General features: G+C 34.3%; 18 protein-coding genes. All 18 read right to left on the bottom strand.

The features are described 5' to 3' along the window. Positions 1–56: 56 nt before the first annotated feature. Positions 57–1709 carry a hypothetical protein gene (locus tag HMPREF0077_RS10885; protein ID WP_004837113.1) on the bottom strand — a complete coding sequence of 551 codons (1653 nt, stop codon included), beginning with the start codon at positions 1707–1709 and terminating at the stop codon, positions 57–59. Then, on the bottom strand, positions 1710–1865 hold the full coding sequence (locus tag HMPREF0077_RS10660) for a hypothetical protein (RefSeq protein WP_004837112.1): 156 nt from the start codon (positions 1863–1865) through the stop codon (positions 1710–1712). Positions 1866–1873: 8 nt separating this feature from the next. Next, positions 1874–5233, bottom strand: a complete 3360-nt coding sequence (locus tag HMPREF0077_RS10370; RefSeq protein ID WP_004837111.1) for a phage tail spike protein — start codon at positions 5231–5233, stop codon at positions 1874–1876. Continuing rightward, complete coding sequence (locus tag HMPREF0077_RS06060) at positions 5230–5976, bottom strand: distal tail protein Dit (protein ID WP_004837110.1); 747 nt, start codon at positions 5974–5976, stop codon at positions 5230–5232. Before HMPREF0077_RS06060 ends, HMPREF0077_RS10370 begins: the two co-directional genes overlap by 4 nt. Positions 5977–5978: 2 nt before the next feature. Continuing rightward, complete coding sequence (locus HMPREF0077_RS06055) at positions 5979–7940, bottom strand: phage tail protein (RefSeq protein WP_155811741.1); 1962 nt, start codon at positions 7938–7940, stop codon at positions 5979–5981. Between the two features lie 196 nt (positions 7941–8136). Then, positions 8137–8703, bottom strand: a complete 567-nt coding sequence (locus tag HMPREF0077_RS06050; RefSeq protein ID WP_004837108.1) for an HNH endonuclease — start codon at positions 8701–8703, stop codon at positions 8137–8139. Between the two features lie 79 nt (positions 8704–8782). Continuing rightward, positions 8783–9370, bottom strand: a complete 588-nt coding sequence (locus HMPREF0077_RS06045) for a hypothetical protein (protein ID WP_004837107.1) — start codon at positions 9368–9370, stop codon at positions 8783–8785. A gap of 2 nt (positions 9371–9372) precedes the next feature. Then, on the bottom strand, positions 9373–9726 hold the full coding sequence (locus tag HMPREF0077_RS06040) for a DUF5361 domain-containing protein (RefSeq protein WP_004837106.1): 354 nt from the start codon (positions 9724–9726) through the stop codon (positions 9373–9375). Between the two features lie 38 nt (positions 9727–9764). Beyond that, positions 9765–10022, bottom strand: a complete 258-nt coding sequence (locus HMPREF0077_RS06035) for a hypothetical protein (protein ID WP_004837105.1) — start codon at positions 10020–10022, stop codon at positions 9765–9767. Further along, complete coding sequence (locus tag HMPREF0077_RS06030) at positions 10015–10581, bottom strand: phage tail tube protein (RefSeq protein ID WP_004837104.1); 567 nt, start codon at positions 10579–10581, stop codon at positions 10015–10017. Before HMPREF0077_RS06030 ends, HMPREF0077_RS06035 begins: the two co-directional genes overlap by 8 nt. Positions 10582–10589: 8 nt before the next feature. Next, positions 10590–10925 (bottom strand): hypothetical protein, encoded by a 336-nt coding sequence (locus HMPREF0077_RS06025; protein WP_004837103.1) that lies wholly within the window; start codon positions 10923–10925, stop codon positions 10590–10592. Further along, entirely contained in the window at positions 10925–11158 is a 234-nt protein-coding gene (locus tag HMPREF0077_RS06020) for a hypothetical protein (protein ID WP_004837102.1), read from the bottom strand. The genes HMPREF0077_RS06025 and HMPREF0077_RS06020 overlap by 1 nt, the downstream gene beginning before the upstream one ends. Next, entirely contained in the window at positions 11151–11489 is a 339-nt protein-coding gene (locus tag HMPREF0077_RS06015; protein ID WP_004837101.1) for a hypothetical protein, read from the bottom strand. Before HMPREF0077_RS06015 ends, HMPREF0077_RS06020 begins: the two co-directional genes overlap by 8 nt. Then, the gene (locus HMPREF0077_RS06010) at positions 11467–11871 is read right to left on the bottom strand and encodes a phage Gp19/Gp15/Gp42 family protein (RefSeq protein ID WP_004837100.1); all 405 of its coding nucleotides are present in this window, start codon (positions 11869–11871) and stop codon (positions 11467–11469) included. The genes HMPREF0077_RS06015 and HMPREF0077_RS06010 overlap by 23 nt, the downstream gene beginning before the upstream one ends. After that, positions 11872–12150 (bottom strand): hypothetical protein, encoded by a 279-nt coding sequence (locus HMPREF0077_RS06005; RefSeq protein WP_004837099.1) that lies wholly within the window; start codon positions 12148–12150, stop codon positions 11872–11874. It lies immediately after the preceding gene. Between the two features lie 2 nt (positions 12151–12152). After that, positions 12153–13043 carry a phage major capsid family protein gene (locus tag HMPREF0077_RS06000; RefSeq protein ID WP_004837098.1) on the bottom strand — a complete coding sequence of 297 codons (891 nt, stop codon included), beginning with the start codon at positions 13041–13043 and terminating at the stop codon, positions 12153–12155. A gap of 3 nt (positions 13044–13046) precedes the next feature. Beyond that, positions 13047–13514 (bottom strand): capsid assembly scaffolding protein Gp46 family protein, encoded by a 468-nt coding sequence (locus HMPREF0077_RS05995; RefSeq protein ID WP_004837097.1) that lies wholly within the window; start codon positions 13512–13514, stop codon positions 13047–13049. Between the two features lie 76 nt (positions 13515–13590). Further along, the gene (locus HMPREF0077_RS05990; RefSeq protein ID WP_248596440.1) at positions 13591–14994 is read right to left on the bottom strand and encodes a DEAD/DEAH box helicase family protein; all 1404 of its coding nucleotides are present in this window, start codon (positions 14992–14994) and stop codon (positions 13591–13593) included. Positions 14995–15072 lie beyond the last annotated feature (78 nt).

Below are 15072 nucleotides of genomic sequence, written 5' to 3'. Positions count from 1 at the left end.
TCAACTTTAACAACTTGGCACTTTTTATTATTTTTAGCAACAAAATAAAGATAATCTTACTTATCCACACTTAAACTTGAATGACAATTAAACTCCTTAGCCCATAACTTAACCCCATCCTTACTATATTTTGTAACCAAGCCATCTTTGTTCATACCATACACATTCATCTTACCATCAACAACAAAGCTACTGACATCTGAGATACTCCACATCTCAACACCATCCTTATTATATTTTGTAACTATCATAGGATTATCAAGCGTATATAAATTACCCTCAGTATCCGAGTACATATAATTAGCATTTGGTGTACGTTCACGTGGTAATATATTCACAGGCTCATTATTTTTATCATATTTTCGTAACCCTTCAAGTTTGGAACAGATAAAAATATTATTTTCCTTATCAAGAAAATAACATTTTAACTCATTAACTTTTATAACGACATCACCATTTTTATCATATTTAAGTAAAGTCTTATTATTATCATTACCAATAAGAATAACATACAAATTACCTTCACCATCAAAAAAATATTTATTATATTCAATTTTAGAATCAAATTTATACTTATAATTATCTTTAGTGATAGGCTCTATCTTTTCAGGCTCAATTACATCCCCAAGACCGTAACCTCCAGAAGCTCTAATCTCCTTAATCTTATTTGCTAAGTCGCCGAAAGACTCGTCTTTACTAGCTTGAACATTCTTGTCGACAAGAGCCTTAGCAATCAAATCCTTTCCCTTATCGACAGACTGAAAAAGCACCTTGCCCTGTTCAGCAGACAAAGCCTTATCCACTCCACCAGTAGTCAAATCATTTACCAATTCAGTCTTGAAGATTTTCTTTTCCTCTTCGCTCAAAGAATTAATATCAAACTTACCAGCTTCTCCAGCTTCACCGTTTTTTATAAAGATAGACTTTTCTCCAGTTTTATCTGTAAAAGTTACTCTGTTCCCGTTGTTTTCTTCAATAATTTTTACAGTTGGTGATATACCATCATCACCCTTAACACCATTAGTACCTGGTTCTCCCTTTTCTCCTTTAAGCTCTTTCTTTTGCTCTTCAGTAAGGTCGTCATATTTTAGTGGGTCGCCTTTCGGTCCAGGTTCGCCCCTGTCTCCTTTAAATTCTTTTCTTTTCTCCTCGATTATATATAAAGCTTCTTTTTTCTTTGCTTCAATCTCAGCTACTGCACTTTCTTTATTTGTACCGATAAGCTTTATATACTCTTGTCCGTCTCTTTCTATAGCTTGGATAGTGCTTTCGCTTTTCCCATCTATCTTTTCAAGCTGACCTTTAAGCCTTTTTTCAGACTCTTCTTCAACTTTCTTTCTTATACCGGCTAATGTTTCTCTTGTGCTTTCTGCACTTTCTTTATTTAATAATTCCTTATATCCTTGGGTAACTCTAATAATTAGGTCTCTATCGCTTGGAAAGACATATCCCCCTACACTTATATCAAGGAGGTAGTCATCTACCGCAAGATTACCCGGCATAGAAAAAGAGACTTCCGCACCTTTTACATTAGTGGTTGTCTCCCAAAATCTCCCTTGATTTGTATATAAGGCTACCTGTGCTGCCTGCCCATCAAGCTTTACCTCCCTGCCCTTGGCGTCTTGGAGGATAAAAGATAAGACTGACGACCTATCCGCCTGCTTGATTACAGTACCGCCCTGTACTTGCCTTAGATTAGTAGTATCCATCTAATCACCTTCTTTCTTGCTTTCTTTAAGTTCAGCAAATTCTTTTTTTAGTTTCTCATTTTCTTTTTGTAGACTTTGATTTTCTAAAATTAGTTTTGCATTATCGTAATCGCACTGAGCTAATCTATCAATATATATTTGTATTAATGGATCCATTCTTCCTCCTATTTAACATCTACCTCATACCTTCTCGAACCTTTCATTATCCATACACTCCCATCCCTATCTACAAAAAGTCCGTTTCCATCATAATTTTCAAGGGCTATTCCATTTGTATATTCTCTCAGTCGCATGTGGTCAAAGTGTATAATATCTTGAAATTTGCACTCACCCTTAAATCTTACTCCCTCATTAAAGCAAACTGGATGACTTTGGCCTCCATTACCAGTATAGTTCCACCTGTCAAAGGTTACATAAGGATACCATGAACTGCCATCATTATATGATATCGTAGTCCTTCCTGTCTTAAAATGCCCTATGTTAAACTTATAATTATAATCACTGCTATAATTCTTGACTACATTAATCTCTCCGAAAGTTTTATTTTCCCAACGATTATCACTCCAGCGAACCCTATTATATGACATCTCTACTCCAATATTACCAGACCCGTCATAAGTGGCAAAATCCCCCCTAACACTAACATTCCCTGTGAGGTCAATCTTACTTGCTTTAATTTTGATTTGTTCAGGCGATTGATTAATTTCTGATATAATATCACCTCTGGATACTTTTGACGAAATTCTATCCGCTTGAATACTAATTTTACTTTCCAGTCCCCTTACCTTATTACTAACACTCGCTGATATTTCATTAGCTTTAACTTTAAGCTCAGATCTAACTTCTTCAATCCCTTGATCATTAGGTGTATATATATCGTTCCAAGTTAAGTTAGGATGCCAACCCTTGACTACAGCGAGTTTTCCTTGAGGTATAACAATACTTCTATCCTTATCCGTTCCCGCTTGACTATCTTTAAAGCTTATCCTAAATATATTCGGTATTTCATTCAATTTATCATCCTTAATAACTAGTTTATAAACTCTATCTTTTTTATTAAAATAAGGATAATTCGTTATATTATCACCCTCTTTATTTCTAATCTGAAATTGTGGATATTGTAAAGTATCTTTCATTTCACTAGGTTCACAAATAACCGTATATTCTTTTATTCCCGCTTCCATTTCTACTAAATCGAAATTAAACGCTGTCCATGTGTTAGCTTTTTTATTCGAGGTAAATCTTATATCTCCATTGCTTTCTATATAATATGTCCCACCTTGAGCTACTCCTTTATCATTCTTATCAGGATACCAATATATTCCGTGACCACTAGCCCATTTCCAAGCATATTTTATTAAGTTTTTATACACTCCACTTTGCTTACTACTACTTACCTGTAAGCTTATCTCATCTTTTAACTGAGTAAATCTAGACTCATACTTACTCATATCATCCTTAAAGGACTTAACAGTAGCTTCTATCTTCTCGTTAGTTTGATTAATTGTTGTGTAGTTTTGAGTGATATAACTTTTAAGGTTATTATCTCCAAGACGGATTTTTTCTTCAGTTTCTACCTGAATTTTTACGACTTCACTAGATATTTTCTCGTCAGTTTGACTTATACTTGAATAGTTATTATTCAAATATGTTCTAAGGGATGTGTCTTTTTCATTTATATAATCTTTATTGGCTCTGATTTTCTCTTCTACTGTTTTATTTATTGAGTCTACGCTTGTCTGGATTTTACCATCTGTAATCTTTAGATTAGTCTTAAGATCTAATATATCTTTGCTTACAAGCTTGTTCCTTTCATCTTGCTGGTCTAATCTGTTATCCAAATCTCCTACATTATTTGAGACTTCTGATATACTTCCCTCAAGAGATGTCTTCGCTTCTTGTAGGTCTTTCTTGGCACTTTCAATTTCTTCTTTCCTAGCTGCTATCTCTTTGTCGGTCATACCTTGTTTGTTCTTAAGGTCTTGGATAGTGCGGTTGTTTTCTAGGTCTATATCCACATTCCTTAGGTGTAAGGTCGACCCGTCCCAATACAAGTTGTAATCTGTAGGATTATTTCCGATAATAAAGGTTCCATCTTCCAAGTTCCAGCGGACCTTTCCGCCTCTTAGAATGCCTGCTCTAATTTCATCAGCATTTACTGAATCTCCATTAAGTGCAACTCTAAAATTCCACGATCCATCATCTTTTTTGGAATTAGCTATCATTAGCTTTCCAGCACCCAAATATATGACCTTATCTGGATTCTGGTCTATGGGTTTATTGAAGCTATAAAGACCTGCTGGTAACTTATATTTATTATCTGGTTTTAGATCATATTGGTAGCCATCTTCATTATAGTAAGTAGACTCAATCATAGTAAATATAGAATCCATAAAGCTTATATCATTAATCTCATCTGCCTTACTATTAATTTGACTATCTTTGAGCCTATCACTCATTGATTTAACAATCTTATCGCCAAATTCAAAATCTAATATTTTTTTACTCAGAAAATCTTTCTTGAGCTTATAGATCCTTGTTTTAAATCTAATATCCATTGGGCCGATAATAGTTACTATCTCACCAATACCTATTCTCTCATATGCATGACCTTTGGCTCTGAGTTGTACCCTTGGCCTACTATGTTCAATCGCATATTTGAAAGTCGCTATCGCTAATTCTCTTTTATCTTCTATATCGTCAAAGTCAACAGTACAAATTCTTGGGCTACCATCAGGATAACCATAGATTCTTGTTGCTTCTTTAATTTCAATCATGTCAGAACCGATTGGTGAATGAACTGTTATACCGTCGATAGTATCCTTATAATTTATACTATCAAATTTGATTTTTCTCCCATATCCACCTGTGGCCTTCCCACTTTCGTCTGTTTTCATCTCTCCCTTGCCCCTACCTATAAAGGCGGTGAAAAGTTCATCTGAAGATGTTTCGGCAACAACTTGAACCAAATTATCCTTATATGAAAAGACCTTACCCAAGTCTTCACCTAATTTAGAATAGATGTGTATTTCTTTAGCAACAATCTTTCCATCTGAAAACTTTATGACAGGAATAAAGTCAACCCCAAATTTTTGAGCAATTTTATAAAGAGCTGACAATGAAGATTGATAGTAGAAATTAGCACTTCCTCTAACATTACAATGAGAAATACATTCCCATCCTGTCCCCACTAATATTGATGTACATACAGACCCAACCAATTTATCATTGGGCCTAATATCTCTTACAACTTTACCTTTAAGGTCATCATACATTATATGCACCCCTTTAAAGGTAATAGTATTTTCTTTCTTTATAGCATTCTTTATGCTATATAACCAAAACTTATCTTCATCTTTTACTCCATAAAAAAAAGCATCTTCTAAATCTGAAGAATACTTTACCTGACAGGTCCCACTTATTAGTCCATTAAGTTCTTGCTCTTGATAATTGGCTAATATTTTTTTATCTGGAATTGTTTTATATAAGTTTTGTGATTTATCAAAAATAAATATTCCGCTCATAACAACTTGTACCTATACTTTATTTTTATATCATCTGATACATTAGCTAAGACTTTATCTTCTGAATAAAGTTCAAATTCAAAATAGTCACTCGAAACATAATCAAGATATCTTAATACATTTTGTGAATTAATCCAAATATTCTGACCATCATAGCTAATTCTATCTCCTGAATTTACGCTCTTGTTTACGATTATTTTTTCCCCTGAATTTGGATTGTATATTCTAATCTTATCACTTGATTCATTAGCCTTAAATACAATCGACTCGATTTTGACAGGGTAATAGTCATATCTAAGGTTATTAATCCTATTATTAACTTCTATTACATCTGAATACAAGAATGGATCTGAGCAATGAATCGTAAAATACCCTATAGCAGAATTCGAATCATAATCAGGATCATCAAATCCAGAAAGTCTTCCAAATCTTATCCCTAGTTCATCTTTGAATGAAAACTCTACATCATCCTTACTCTGCAAGGCCATTGTAATAATTTTCATTTTCTCTAACCATTCCTCGTTATTCTTGGCATATAGGTAAAACTGTACCTTTATATCCCTACTTGGATAAGAAGAATTTTTTAGAACATCGCCATCTATTCCGTTGATACTTACATATTCGTTTTTAGGGGTAAATAGGCCCCTACCTTCTACATTAGTAATCATGAAGTCATCTACAATTTTATCCATCAATTTACCATTATAGGTAAGGGCACATCTACTTAACTTTTCAATTATCATAACTAAAATCTCTCCTTTAGAGCGATATTTTTATCCTGAATCCTAGTAATATCTTCTACAAATCCTTCTAATATCCTATCTCCAAAATTAAGAATTAACTCGACCGGCTTTGGACTCTCTTCATTTGTATTCCATTCTGCAAGATCAAGAGAATCAACCTTATATCTCAATGAATTATTAGCATTATTAATATCGCTATCAATATCCATTCCTGCTCTCAAATCAGCAGTTCCAAAACAATTTTCTAGTTCTGGAGCCATAGATTTTACTGTACCTTTCACTAAATCAAAATTATCTTCCAATCCTTTATTAAGTCCGCTCATTATGGCTAAACCTGCAGGTATTAAAAGCTTCTTATCATATGATATAGGTCCCTTATGCTCAGCTATCCATGAACCTATTCCTCCGACAAAACTTTTTACAGCTCCCCAGGCTGCTCTCAAACCATTTAGAAAACCATTCATAATCGCACGACCAGCTCCTGATAAATTAATTTGATGTAAACGATTAAACGAACTAAAAATGTTACTAATAAAGCCCCCAATACTTTTAACAGCACCTGCTATTACAGAAATTATAGCAGACCAAGAATTTGATAAAGCATTCGATAAAGCTTTACCTGCTGAAGATAAATTCTTGAAAAAATTAACAATCCCATTAATAGCTCCTACTATCAAATTCTTAGCATTAGAAATAACAAGCTTTATTCCATCCCAAATAGTACTCATTGCTCCTTTCAAAGCCTCGCCAGAATTAGTCATGGACTTAAAGAAAGACTTGATTCCATCAATTAGTCCTGATATTGTCGCTTTGGCAGAGCTAATAGCTCCAGTTATTAAGCTCCATGCATTGGAAAGTGCATTCTTTAAAGAACTACCTGATGAAGACAAAGCAGAAAATATAGACTTGATACCTTCAATAGCACCTGTAATAAAAGATTTAGCAGCACTAATTGCTCCCTTAATATTTTCCCATACACTTATCATTATGTCCTTTAAACTTGTACCAGCGGTTGAGAAATTACCAAATAGGCCAATTATCACTCCAACCCACTCGGCTATTTTAGTAAAAACAGGACTTAATGCTATAAATGCTTGAACTAGCAAATCAACCACTGGCTTTAAGAAATCTATAGCTAACTTGACCATATCAAAAGTAGATGCTATCCCTATAAGTATTCCTTTAAAAACTCCTCCTAGAAAAGCCCCAAGAATATCAAAAGCAGGCTTTAAAGCTTGGCTCAAAGTCGCTATCAAAGGTTGGGCAGCATTCCATAAATTTACAAAGGAATTAATAACTATATCAATGGCAGGCTTTACTATATTCATCATAGTTTCAAATCCACTTTTAATAGCTGGAATCAATGCATCAATTAGTACCGATATACCAGAAAAATTTAACCTACTAAGCCCTGAAGCTATACTCTCTATTACTGGGAAGATAGCTTGAGCAATACTATTAAAAAGGTCAGGTAATTTATTAAAAGCCTGCATTAGTGAATCAAAAACTGGTGCTAGGTTCGTTTTAATCGAATCAAAAACCGTAAGTATAGGTGAAGTATCACTAAGACCAATACCCAATGCTTCCAATAATTTCTTACCATATTTTATAAAATCAGGAGCTAAGCTATTAAAAGCTTCTCCTATCATGCTAGGTAATGAAGATAAAACAGTAACAACCATTGGAATCAGATTACCAATCAAAAAAGTCTTGGTAGTCTCAATTAAATGTTGTGTACTAGGTCCAATTGCTTCTCCCAATGCTAGGTTTCCTAACAAATCTAAAGCTGCAGCCTTCATAGCATAAAATGAACCTGATACAGTCTCTGAAGCTTCTTTGGCCGTAGTGCCAGTAATATCTAGGTTTGTTTGTATAGCATGTATAGCTTCATATACATCTGATAAATTATTTATGTCATATTTAACTCCTGTTAGCTTTTGAGCATCAGCCAAAAGCCTTTCCATCTCACTTTTCGTACCACCATACATAGTACATATTCATTATGATTCGTTAGTTCATAACCGTTATTAACTGCTGTATGTCACCATACAGATTAGACTATATCTTATGCATTTGCATCCTAGCGCTTCCATTCACCTGAATGTACTCTACTCCATTAAAAAAGCACCTATTTGGATGCTTAATCTGTTTCGATAGTCGTTACATTTTATTATGTTTGATTCTATTGCCATTTAAATATTCTATTAAAAACCCTCTTGTAATTCCACGTCTACCTATATTTCTATCTTCTAACCTCAAAGATATATTAGATAAAGAGCAATTAAAATAGTCAGCACATTCAGAAATACTATTAAAGTATAATTTATTAATTATATTTCCCCATCCTATATGACCACCTCCACGCTTCTTTCTAAATTCCTCAAATTGTGTTACCAGGATTTTTTCACTCCTAACACCATTTGTCTTAAAACGTGAATTTTGTTCAGAATAAGTAGCCCATCTAAGATTTTTTAAATCATTATTTTCTCTGTTTCCATCTGCGTGATCTACAGTAGGCTTATTTTCTGGATTTGGTATAAATGTTTCTGCAAGTAATCTATGAATAGTAACTTTGTTAGATTTATTATCTTCCCATAAATCAACCGTAAAGTACCCATTATTTTTATTTTTATATGACTTTTTTAAATGTCCAGTATTATCATTTCTTACCTGACCTAATTCATTAATAGAATAATTTTTAAATCTTGACAATTTTACCCAAATCATTTTATTACCTCCACATGGTTATATAAGCACTATATACTAACCACGTACTAGGTTCAATAATAAAACACGGTATTGTCTATTAATATTTTATTAGAGTTCTACCGTTTTCACTAGGTTTATACTCGGCTATGGATTTTCTACCGAGTTTTAAGTTATCTAACATTGTGTAATTGGATTTACTAAAGCCCTGATATGCATTTTGTATATCCTGCATATTAGTGCCCATCTTGTTGGCATTATCACTCATATCAACCATTGCCATATTAGAAATCTCTGCAGCTTTTGATGTATCTCCTCCCAAGGACTTAATCAAAGCAGCTGAAAAGCTAGTAACTTGGCTCATATACTCATTAGCACTAACTCCACTAGTCCTATAGGCTTCACTTGCATAAGCCCTTATTTTAGAAGCTGAATTTTTAAACAAGGTCTCAATACCGCCTATGCTTTGTTCAAGGGCGGCCCCTTGTTTAACAGAACTAGCTATAGCTTTACCTATACCTGCAGCAGAAATTACTTTAACTGCCATACCTACTAATTTAGATCCTAAACTAGATCCTGCACTTTCTCCAGCAGAACCCATCCCTGGCATTATAACAGAGCGGATTTTATTAGCTATTCCTTCTGCAGAAGGAACAATCTGCACGTAAGCTTTTCCTAAATCAGCCATACTTACCCTCCCTTCTTAATAGCTTCAATGGCTTTCTTTCTCTCATTTTCAAAATCCTTACCAGAAGAAAACTTGATGCAATTATTTTGTTTAGAATTATCTGAATACATATGTTTGAGGACTGGCTTTGGCTTATTCTTGTTTTTCTGGCCATCTTTACTCTTAGACCAAACCAACCAGTTATTAGCATCTAAAATGCCTGCAAGTAACATAGTCTCATCAGAAAAATTCTGTCCGCTTATTTTCATCTTAACTCTGGAATTATTTCTAAGACCTTTGCAAAAAACAGCCACCTTATACAAAGGCAGCTGCTTATAATCATAGATTCCATAAGTTTCTGCTAAATCACAAATCAATGAATCTTCATCAAATTTTATAACTCTAGCAAGGATACTTAGTTTTTTAATTCTTTAGTATGTGTAAATATATCTTCTATTTCTTTCATCACATCTTTAGAATCAACATGACCATCTTTTTCTAAATGGGCTAAAAGTTTATCCTTTTGTTCTTTTCCTAATAAAGTTTCAACCAATTTAGGTGCTCTATATGGCTTTTCGTCAATATCTGAAATTAACTCAAAAAATCTATAATCATTTAAAATCTTTTCATCAATTTCATAGGTAAATCCACTTTTTGTCTTTCCCTTAATCATGCTTTTCTCCTGATGAAATAATATATTCATAATGAGTATTTCCATCTGTGTCCGGATTAGCTTTTAAAGTAGTTTCATAACCAACTGCATCTTCATCTGTGTAGGCAATCTCTCCCACTTCCGATACAGAAGCATTAGGTATAACTATCCTTTTCAAAATTCCATTCTTTAACATCATATCAATTACAATGCTATGGGCTTCCAATGGCTTGGAGTTTGCTTTTATCTTAATTCCAGTCTTTAGATCACCTTCTACATTGCTAGCTCCATATACTTCCTTCAACACATCAAGATTAGTATTTTCTATAAGTGTATAGGTAAAAGAATCGCTCCTACCTGTATATAGAGTTAATACTGTATCTCCTCCCCAAGCCTTTAAATCGTCAGTCTCTCTTTCATCAGCATTTGTTAGACCATCTTCTGATATATATCCTAAATTCTTAAATGCAGGATCTAACTGACTCATTGCATCAGTAGGTAGTTGTGTTCCCAATGGAGCCGATTTAATTCCGCCCCCAATCTTAGGCTTAGCCCAAGAAACTAAATTACTATTAGACATATAACCTCCTAAAAATAAATTTCATATATAGCTTGATATCTATACTTCTTTGTAGAATCATCAGTAAAATTATAATCTGAAACTAGTTTTACTGAACCTATTTCTTCTAGTGCTGATAGCTCACTAACAGCACTTTTCAATTCTTCATTAAGCTTAGCAGCATCTAATAGGCTAGATCCATAACTTTGAAAAGCTAAGCTAACCCTATTAATAAGATTTGTCTTAGAAGAGCCAACTCTTTCAAATCTAACAAATCTACTTTCCTTAAATCCATCTTCTAAGCTTAAAACTACAGGGCAATCCAATCTCTTCTCTAAATAATTAAGAATAATAATTTCAATCATCACAAACTCTTGACTAAAGTATTATTCTTTAGATTTTTATAGTAAGCCTTAGGACTATCAGCTTTAACCATAGCATTAGCCCTGGTCTTTCCAACTATCACATCCATTTTAAAGCCGTCTCCAGCCCTATTTAGAACCTTTTTTGCTTCATCTTTTAGAACATCTTGCATTTTGTTACCCTTGAGTAGTTCGGAAACTCCTTTCCTATTTAATTTAAACTTAACTTTACTCATATGCTTCAACCCATACTTTCTTATTCCATGATAAGGGAATCAAGTGATCAATACCTTCAAGTTCCTTTCCAAAAACCCTAAACTTTTGACCAAAGAACTTCACCTCTTGGCCTTCCCATATATTATCATCACCCTTTGGTATGGCCAAAACATAAATCGCTTTTTTTCCATACAAATTCATTGAATCAACAATATCATCAGATGATGCTGGAGCTACGAGTACATTATTAACTACTTTTTCAATATCCTCATAAATAGGAGCATGAAAGGCATCTGTACCTACTTTTTTCTTATTAATAAGAACAATATCAATCCCTCGTATTCTCGCCATAGATATCAATCACTCCATATCTTTGTCTTCTCAGACCAAGCCTAGCAAGCTCAGATTTCTTAATAAAAAGACCTCCTCCAGGAACTAGAAAAGTACCAGACCAGGTATAACCTAAAGCCGATTCACTTGTTTGGGTCATTGGCTCTGAATCAGTAGATGTCATAAGAGTTCTTGCTACAACATCAACAATTACAGACTTTAACACAGACTTATAAGCTTCACTATCCTCGCTAAGAACATCTATGTCCTTACCTACCCTATCAGCTTCAATCCTTAGTGTGTTTTCTATAACAGGTATTAAATTCTTTACCCTATCAACTTCCTCTGCATTTAAAGGTCTCCATAAACTAATAACATCATCCACGCTTACATAAGTTGTCATTTACTGCTCCATTAATAAAGCATATAGTTCATCCTTGGTCGATTTTTTATCATATTCAATACCAAGGGCTACAAGCTCATTTTCTATATCAGCCTTAGTAAACTTCTCATTGGACGAACTTTGATTCGTTACTTCAAGCTCGCTATCTTCTTTCTTAGTTTCTACTACTGATTTTTCTGCTTCATTGTCCTTATCTTCATAATTTATCCAGTTTGCACCAGAAATGAGAAAAGGACTATCAATGATAGCCCTAGTCTTTGTATTATAATATTTAGTCATTTCTAAGCACCTTTGATAATTGCAAAGTGCTCTGGACTTAGGATTCCCCAACCTATATAGGTTTCAGCTCTTAAGTAAACTTGGTTATATCCCTTTAGGTCCTTACCAGAATTATCAGGATCACCATACTTAATTACTTCAAGAGGTATTTGTTTTGCATAGCCCCACTTAAACATACTAGCAAAATCACCAATATAAGCCTTAGTAGTTCCTCCATTAGCTACAGTCCTATTTACATCGAGATTAACTCCATTAAGATTACCAGGATTGCCTCCCCATCTTAGTTCTGGATATAGTCTTGCACCCTTTCCTTCTCCATCAACAGTCTCTTTTGCAAGAGCAGCCCTAAAAGTAGTATCTATAGCTAGACCAGTTACATCACCTTCAGCACCTTCTACAAGGTCAACTGCACTCTCGATTGCTAGGTCTGGTTTGCTACCGTCAAAAGTCACAGTTTGTGTAACCTTCTTGTCAAAGCAATTATTGCCTATGATATCTGATGCAGCATTTTTTCTAGGGTTAAATCCATGAAAAGCCATAATATCTATGCCCTTAGCAAGCTTCTTTGAATATCCATCATTGAAGGCTTTTAATATATTTATTTGTTCCTCTTCAGAGGCATAAATAAATTCATCCGATACCCTTGCACCATATTCAACCTTGATTGGTACTACCTTAATAACATCTAAACTAATACCACCTTCAGTTTTTTGGCCATTTTCTGCAACTATATCAATTTCATTATCCATAGAAAAAACAAATTCCTTAAGACCATTAAAAGGTATAGGCTTTTGAGTTGATAACTTAGCCAAAGATGACCTACCTTGTACCTTTGAAATTAAATCACTTACTAAAACTTCTGGAAATAATGTTCCTTTACTTAAAACTGCCATATTTTATTCTCCTTCTGTATTTAAATTATTTAATAGATCCTTTAATGCACCATCCATATCATCTGGATTTTTATCCTCATAGTTTCTTAATGGTGGCACATGATCTTTTTTTCCGACAAACTCTGCCAATCTCTTAGCATCCTCTGCCATACTCTCCTCATCATCACCAATAATCCTATCAGCTAAGCTATAAGGAATATCATTTTTTATGGCTACCTTACGTCTAAGTTCAGCCTTTTTATAAGATTCTATCTCACCTTCTAGGGTTGAAATAGTAACATCTTTTTCCTTTACTCCCTCTAACTGCTTTTGATAATTGGTGTTTTCATCTTTTAGGCCAGCATTCTCAGATTTTAGACTATCAATTAGGCCCTGCATTTCTTCCTTTGCTTTTTTCTCTGCTCTCTCTAGCCTGTCTTTGAGTATCCTGTCTAATTCTTCTTGACTTTCAATTACTTTAAAATCGCTCATTTTCTCCTCCCATTTGCCCGTGTCCGGTAATTTTTATATTAAAAAAGCAAGTGTCAACTAATAGTTTACACCCACTTTAATAACTGATTCTTTGTTGATTTTTCTCTTTTATTTCTATACATGACCAGTGTGCCAAAAGACATGAATCCATCAAGATGATATCCATATCTTCAAACTGACTCCTGTATCCAAAACCACCTGCAGAGCCTATATTTCGCTTTTCACAGTTAGTAACAACTTGACTTAGTGATGGTTGGTCTAAGTGGCAAATGCTCTTATCATAAATAGCCTGCTCCCATAAGGAGTTAGCCTTTATAATCTCTTTAACAGTTGGTAAAGTCACCTGTCTAATACCTGCCCTTTTTAACTGCTCTTCTAATATATCCTGCCTGCTAGCACCATCAATAACTACACTGATAGGTTTAGTTTTCTTCAAAAAATCAACAATCCAATCATTGCCATTCCTTATTGACTGACAATCAATAGATTCTATAAATATCCTATTGGATAGGGTCTTAACAGCTATGGATAAAGCTACATTCCTGCCATCATTGCCATACTTTATACCAACATGGAGCTTTCCAACCAAGCTAGGCAACCTTGTAAGTTTAAGTCTATCCCAATCCAGCTTTGAAATAACTGATTTTTGATTATACTTAACCCAATAGCCAAGCCTTTGAATATTAAAATCTGTCTCATCAGGTCCAATCTCTTCCTCGACAGCTCTTTCCCTTAACTTATATCCCATAGATGGATTAGTCTTGTACCAAGCATCAATATCATAAGGATTAGTCATCTCACTTACAGACCATTCTGCCCAGCCATTGTGGTTTTTCCCACCACTAAGGATAAGATCCCTATACTTGCTAAAAACAGTACCGCCAGATACCAGTGTAGGTGGAGTACCACACATAAGAATCATAGGATTATCAGAGTCTGTAACAGTATATTTTAAGGCTGATTCTTGACCTTCGGTGTATTCCTGGGCCTCATCTATAACAAGCAAATCAAAGCCTTCACCAAGACCTCCTGTCTCTGTTCTGGTCCTAAATTGGATAACACCGCCAGTTTTTATTAACTCAATCATTTCTTGTCCCTTGGCTTTTATTGATTTGAAATCAACCTTATCAACCAAGCCCATCTTCTCTAAATACTTTTTAAGTTTCTTAAAAGATGAGTGTGACGTAGAAATTCTATGAGCGGTATGGATGATATTTTTACCATCCATTAAAAACCAAAGCTCGGCCATGTAGACTATCTCGGTCTTACCATTCCTACGTGGTACTGCGTAACCAAATTTAGAGTGAGTCCATAAACCATCATCATTAACTGCAAAAATATCTTTAATAAGCTTTTCTTGCCATGGATAAGGACTTAAACCAGTCTTCTTATAGATATCTATAGCTTCTTGGCCAAGACTCTTTTCATAATCAAGTATCACCGACTGGCTGGGAGTCTGACAACCATATCGAACCATCATGACTCCTTCCAATAAAAAATAGCAGTTTTACGACTTACTCAGGTCGATAAATTTCTACTAAAAAAGCACATCTAAAAT

Origin of the sequence: Anaerococcus tetradius ATCC 35098 (assembly GCF_000159095.1) — a bacterium.
Lineage (GTDB): Bacteria > Bacillota > Clostridia > Tissierellales > Peptoniphilaceae > Anaerococcus > Anaerococcus tetradius.
The sequence above is the reverse complement of the archived record's forward strand: the minus strand, read 5'-3'. Positions and strand labels throughout refer to the sequence as shown.

Excerpts from the sequence above, each read along its gene's own strand:
- HMPREF0077_RS10885 (WP_004837113.1), bottom strand. The coding sequence starts at position 1,709 with ATGGATACTACTAATCTAAGGCAAGTACAGGGCGGTACTGTAATCAAG.
- HMPREF0077_RS10660 (WP_004837112.1), bottom strand. The coding sequence starts at position 1,865 with ATGGATCCATTAATACAAATATATATTGATAGATTAGCTCAGTGCGAT.
- HMPREF0077_RS10370 (WP_004837111.1), bottom strand. The coding sequence starts at position 5,233 with ATGAGCGGAATATTTATTTTTGATAAATCACAAAACTTATATAAAACA.
- HMPREF0077_RS06060 (WP_004837110.1), bottom strand. The coding sequence starts at position 5,976 with ATGATAATTGAAAAGTTAAGTAGATGTGCCCTTACCTATAATGGTAAA.
- HMPREF0077_RS06055 (WP_155811741.1), bottom strand. The coding sequence starts at position 7,940 with ATGGAAAGGCTTTTGGCTGATGCTCAAAAGCTAACAGGAGTTAAATAT.
- HMPREF0077_RS06050 (WP_004837108.1), bottom strand. The coding sequence starts at position 8,703 with ATGATTTGGGTAAAATTGTCAAGATTTAAAAATTATTCTATTAATGAA.
- HMPREF0077_RS06045 (WP_004837107.1), bottom strand. The coding sequence starts at position 9,370 with ATGGCTGATTTAGGAAAAGCTTACGTGCAGATTGTTCCTTCTGCAGAA.
- HMPREF0077_RS06035 (WP_004837105.1), bottom strand. The coding sequence starts at position 10,022 with ATGATTAAGGGAAAGACAAAAAGTGGATTTACCTATGAAATTGATGAA.
- HMPREF0077_RS06030 (WP_004837104.1), bottom strand. The coding sequence starts at position 10,581 with ATGTCTAATAGTAATTTAGTTTCTTGGGCTAAGCCTAAGATTGGGGGC.
- HMPREF0077_RS06025 (WP_004837103.1), bottom strand. The coding sequence starts at position 10,925 with ATGATTGAAATTATTATTCTTAATTATTTAGAGAAGAGATTGGATTGC.
- HMPREF0077_RS06020 (WP_004837102.1), bottom strand. The coding sequence starts at position 11,158 with ATGAGTAAAGTTAAGTTTAAATTAAATAGGAAAGGAGTTTCCGAACTA.
- HMPREF0077_RS06015 (WP_004837101.1), bottom strand. The coding sequence starts at position 11,489 with ATGGCGAGAATACGAGGGATTGATATTGTTCTTATTAATAAGAAAAAA.
- HMPREF0077_RS06010 (WP_004837100.1), bottom strand. The coding sequence starts at position 11,871 with ATGACAACTTATGTAAGCGTGGATGATGTTATTAGTTTATGGAGACCT.
- HMPREF0077_RS06005 (WP_004837099.1), bottom strand. The coding sequence starts at position 12,150 with ATGACTAAATATTATAATACAAAGACTAGGGCTATCATTGATAGTCCT.
- HMPREF0077_RS06000 (WP_004837098.1), bottom strand. The coding sequence starts at position 13,043 with ATGGCAGTTTTAAGTAAAGGAACATTATTTCCAGAAGTTTTAGTAAGT.
- HMPREF0077_RS05995 (WP_004837097.1), bottom strand. The coding sequence starts at position 13,514 with ATGAGCGATTTTAAAGTAATTGAAAGTCAAGAAGAATTAGACAGGATA.
- HMPREF0077_RS05990 (WP_248596440.1), bottom strand. The coding sequence starts at position 14,994 with ATGATGGTTCGATATGGTTGTCAGACTCCCAGCCAGTCGGTGATACTT.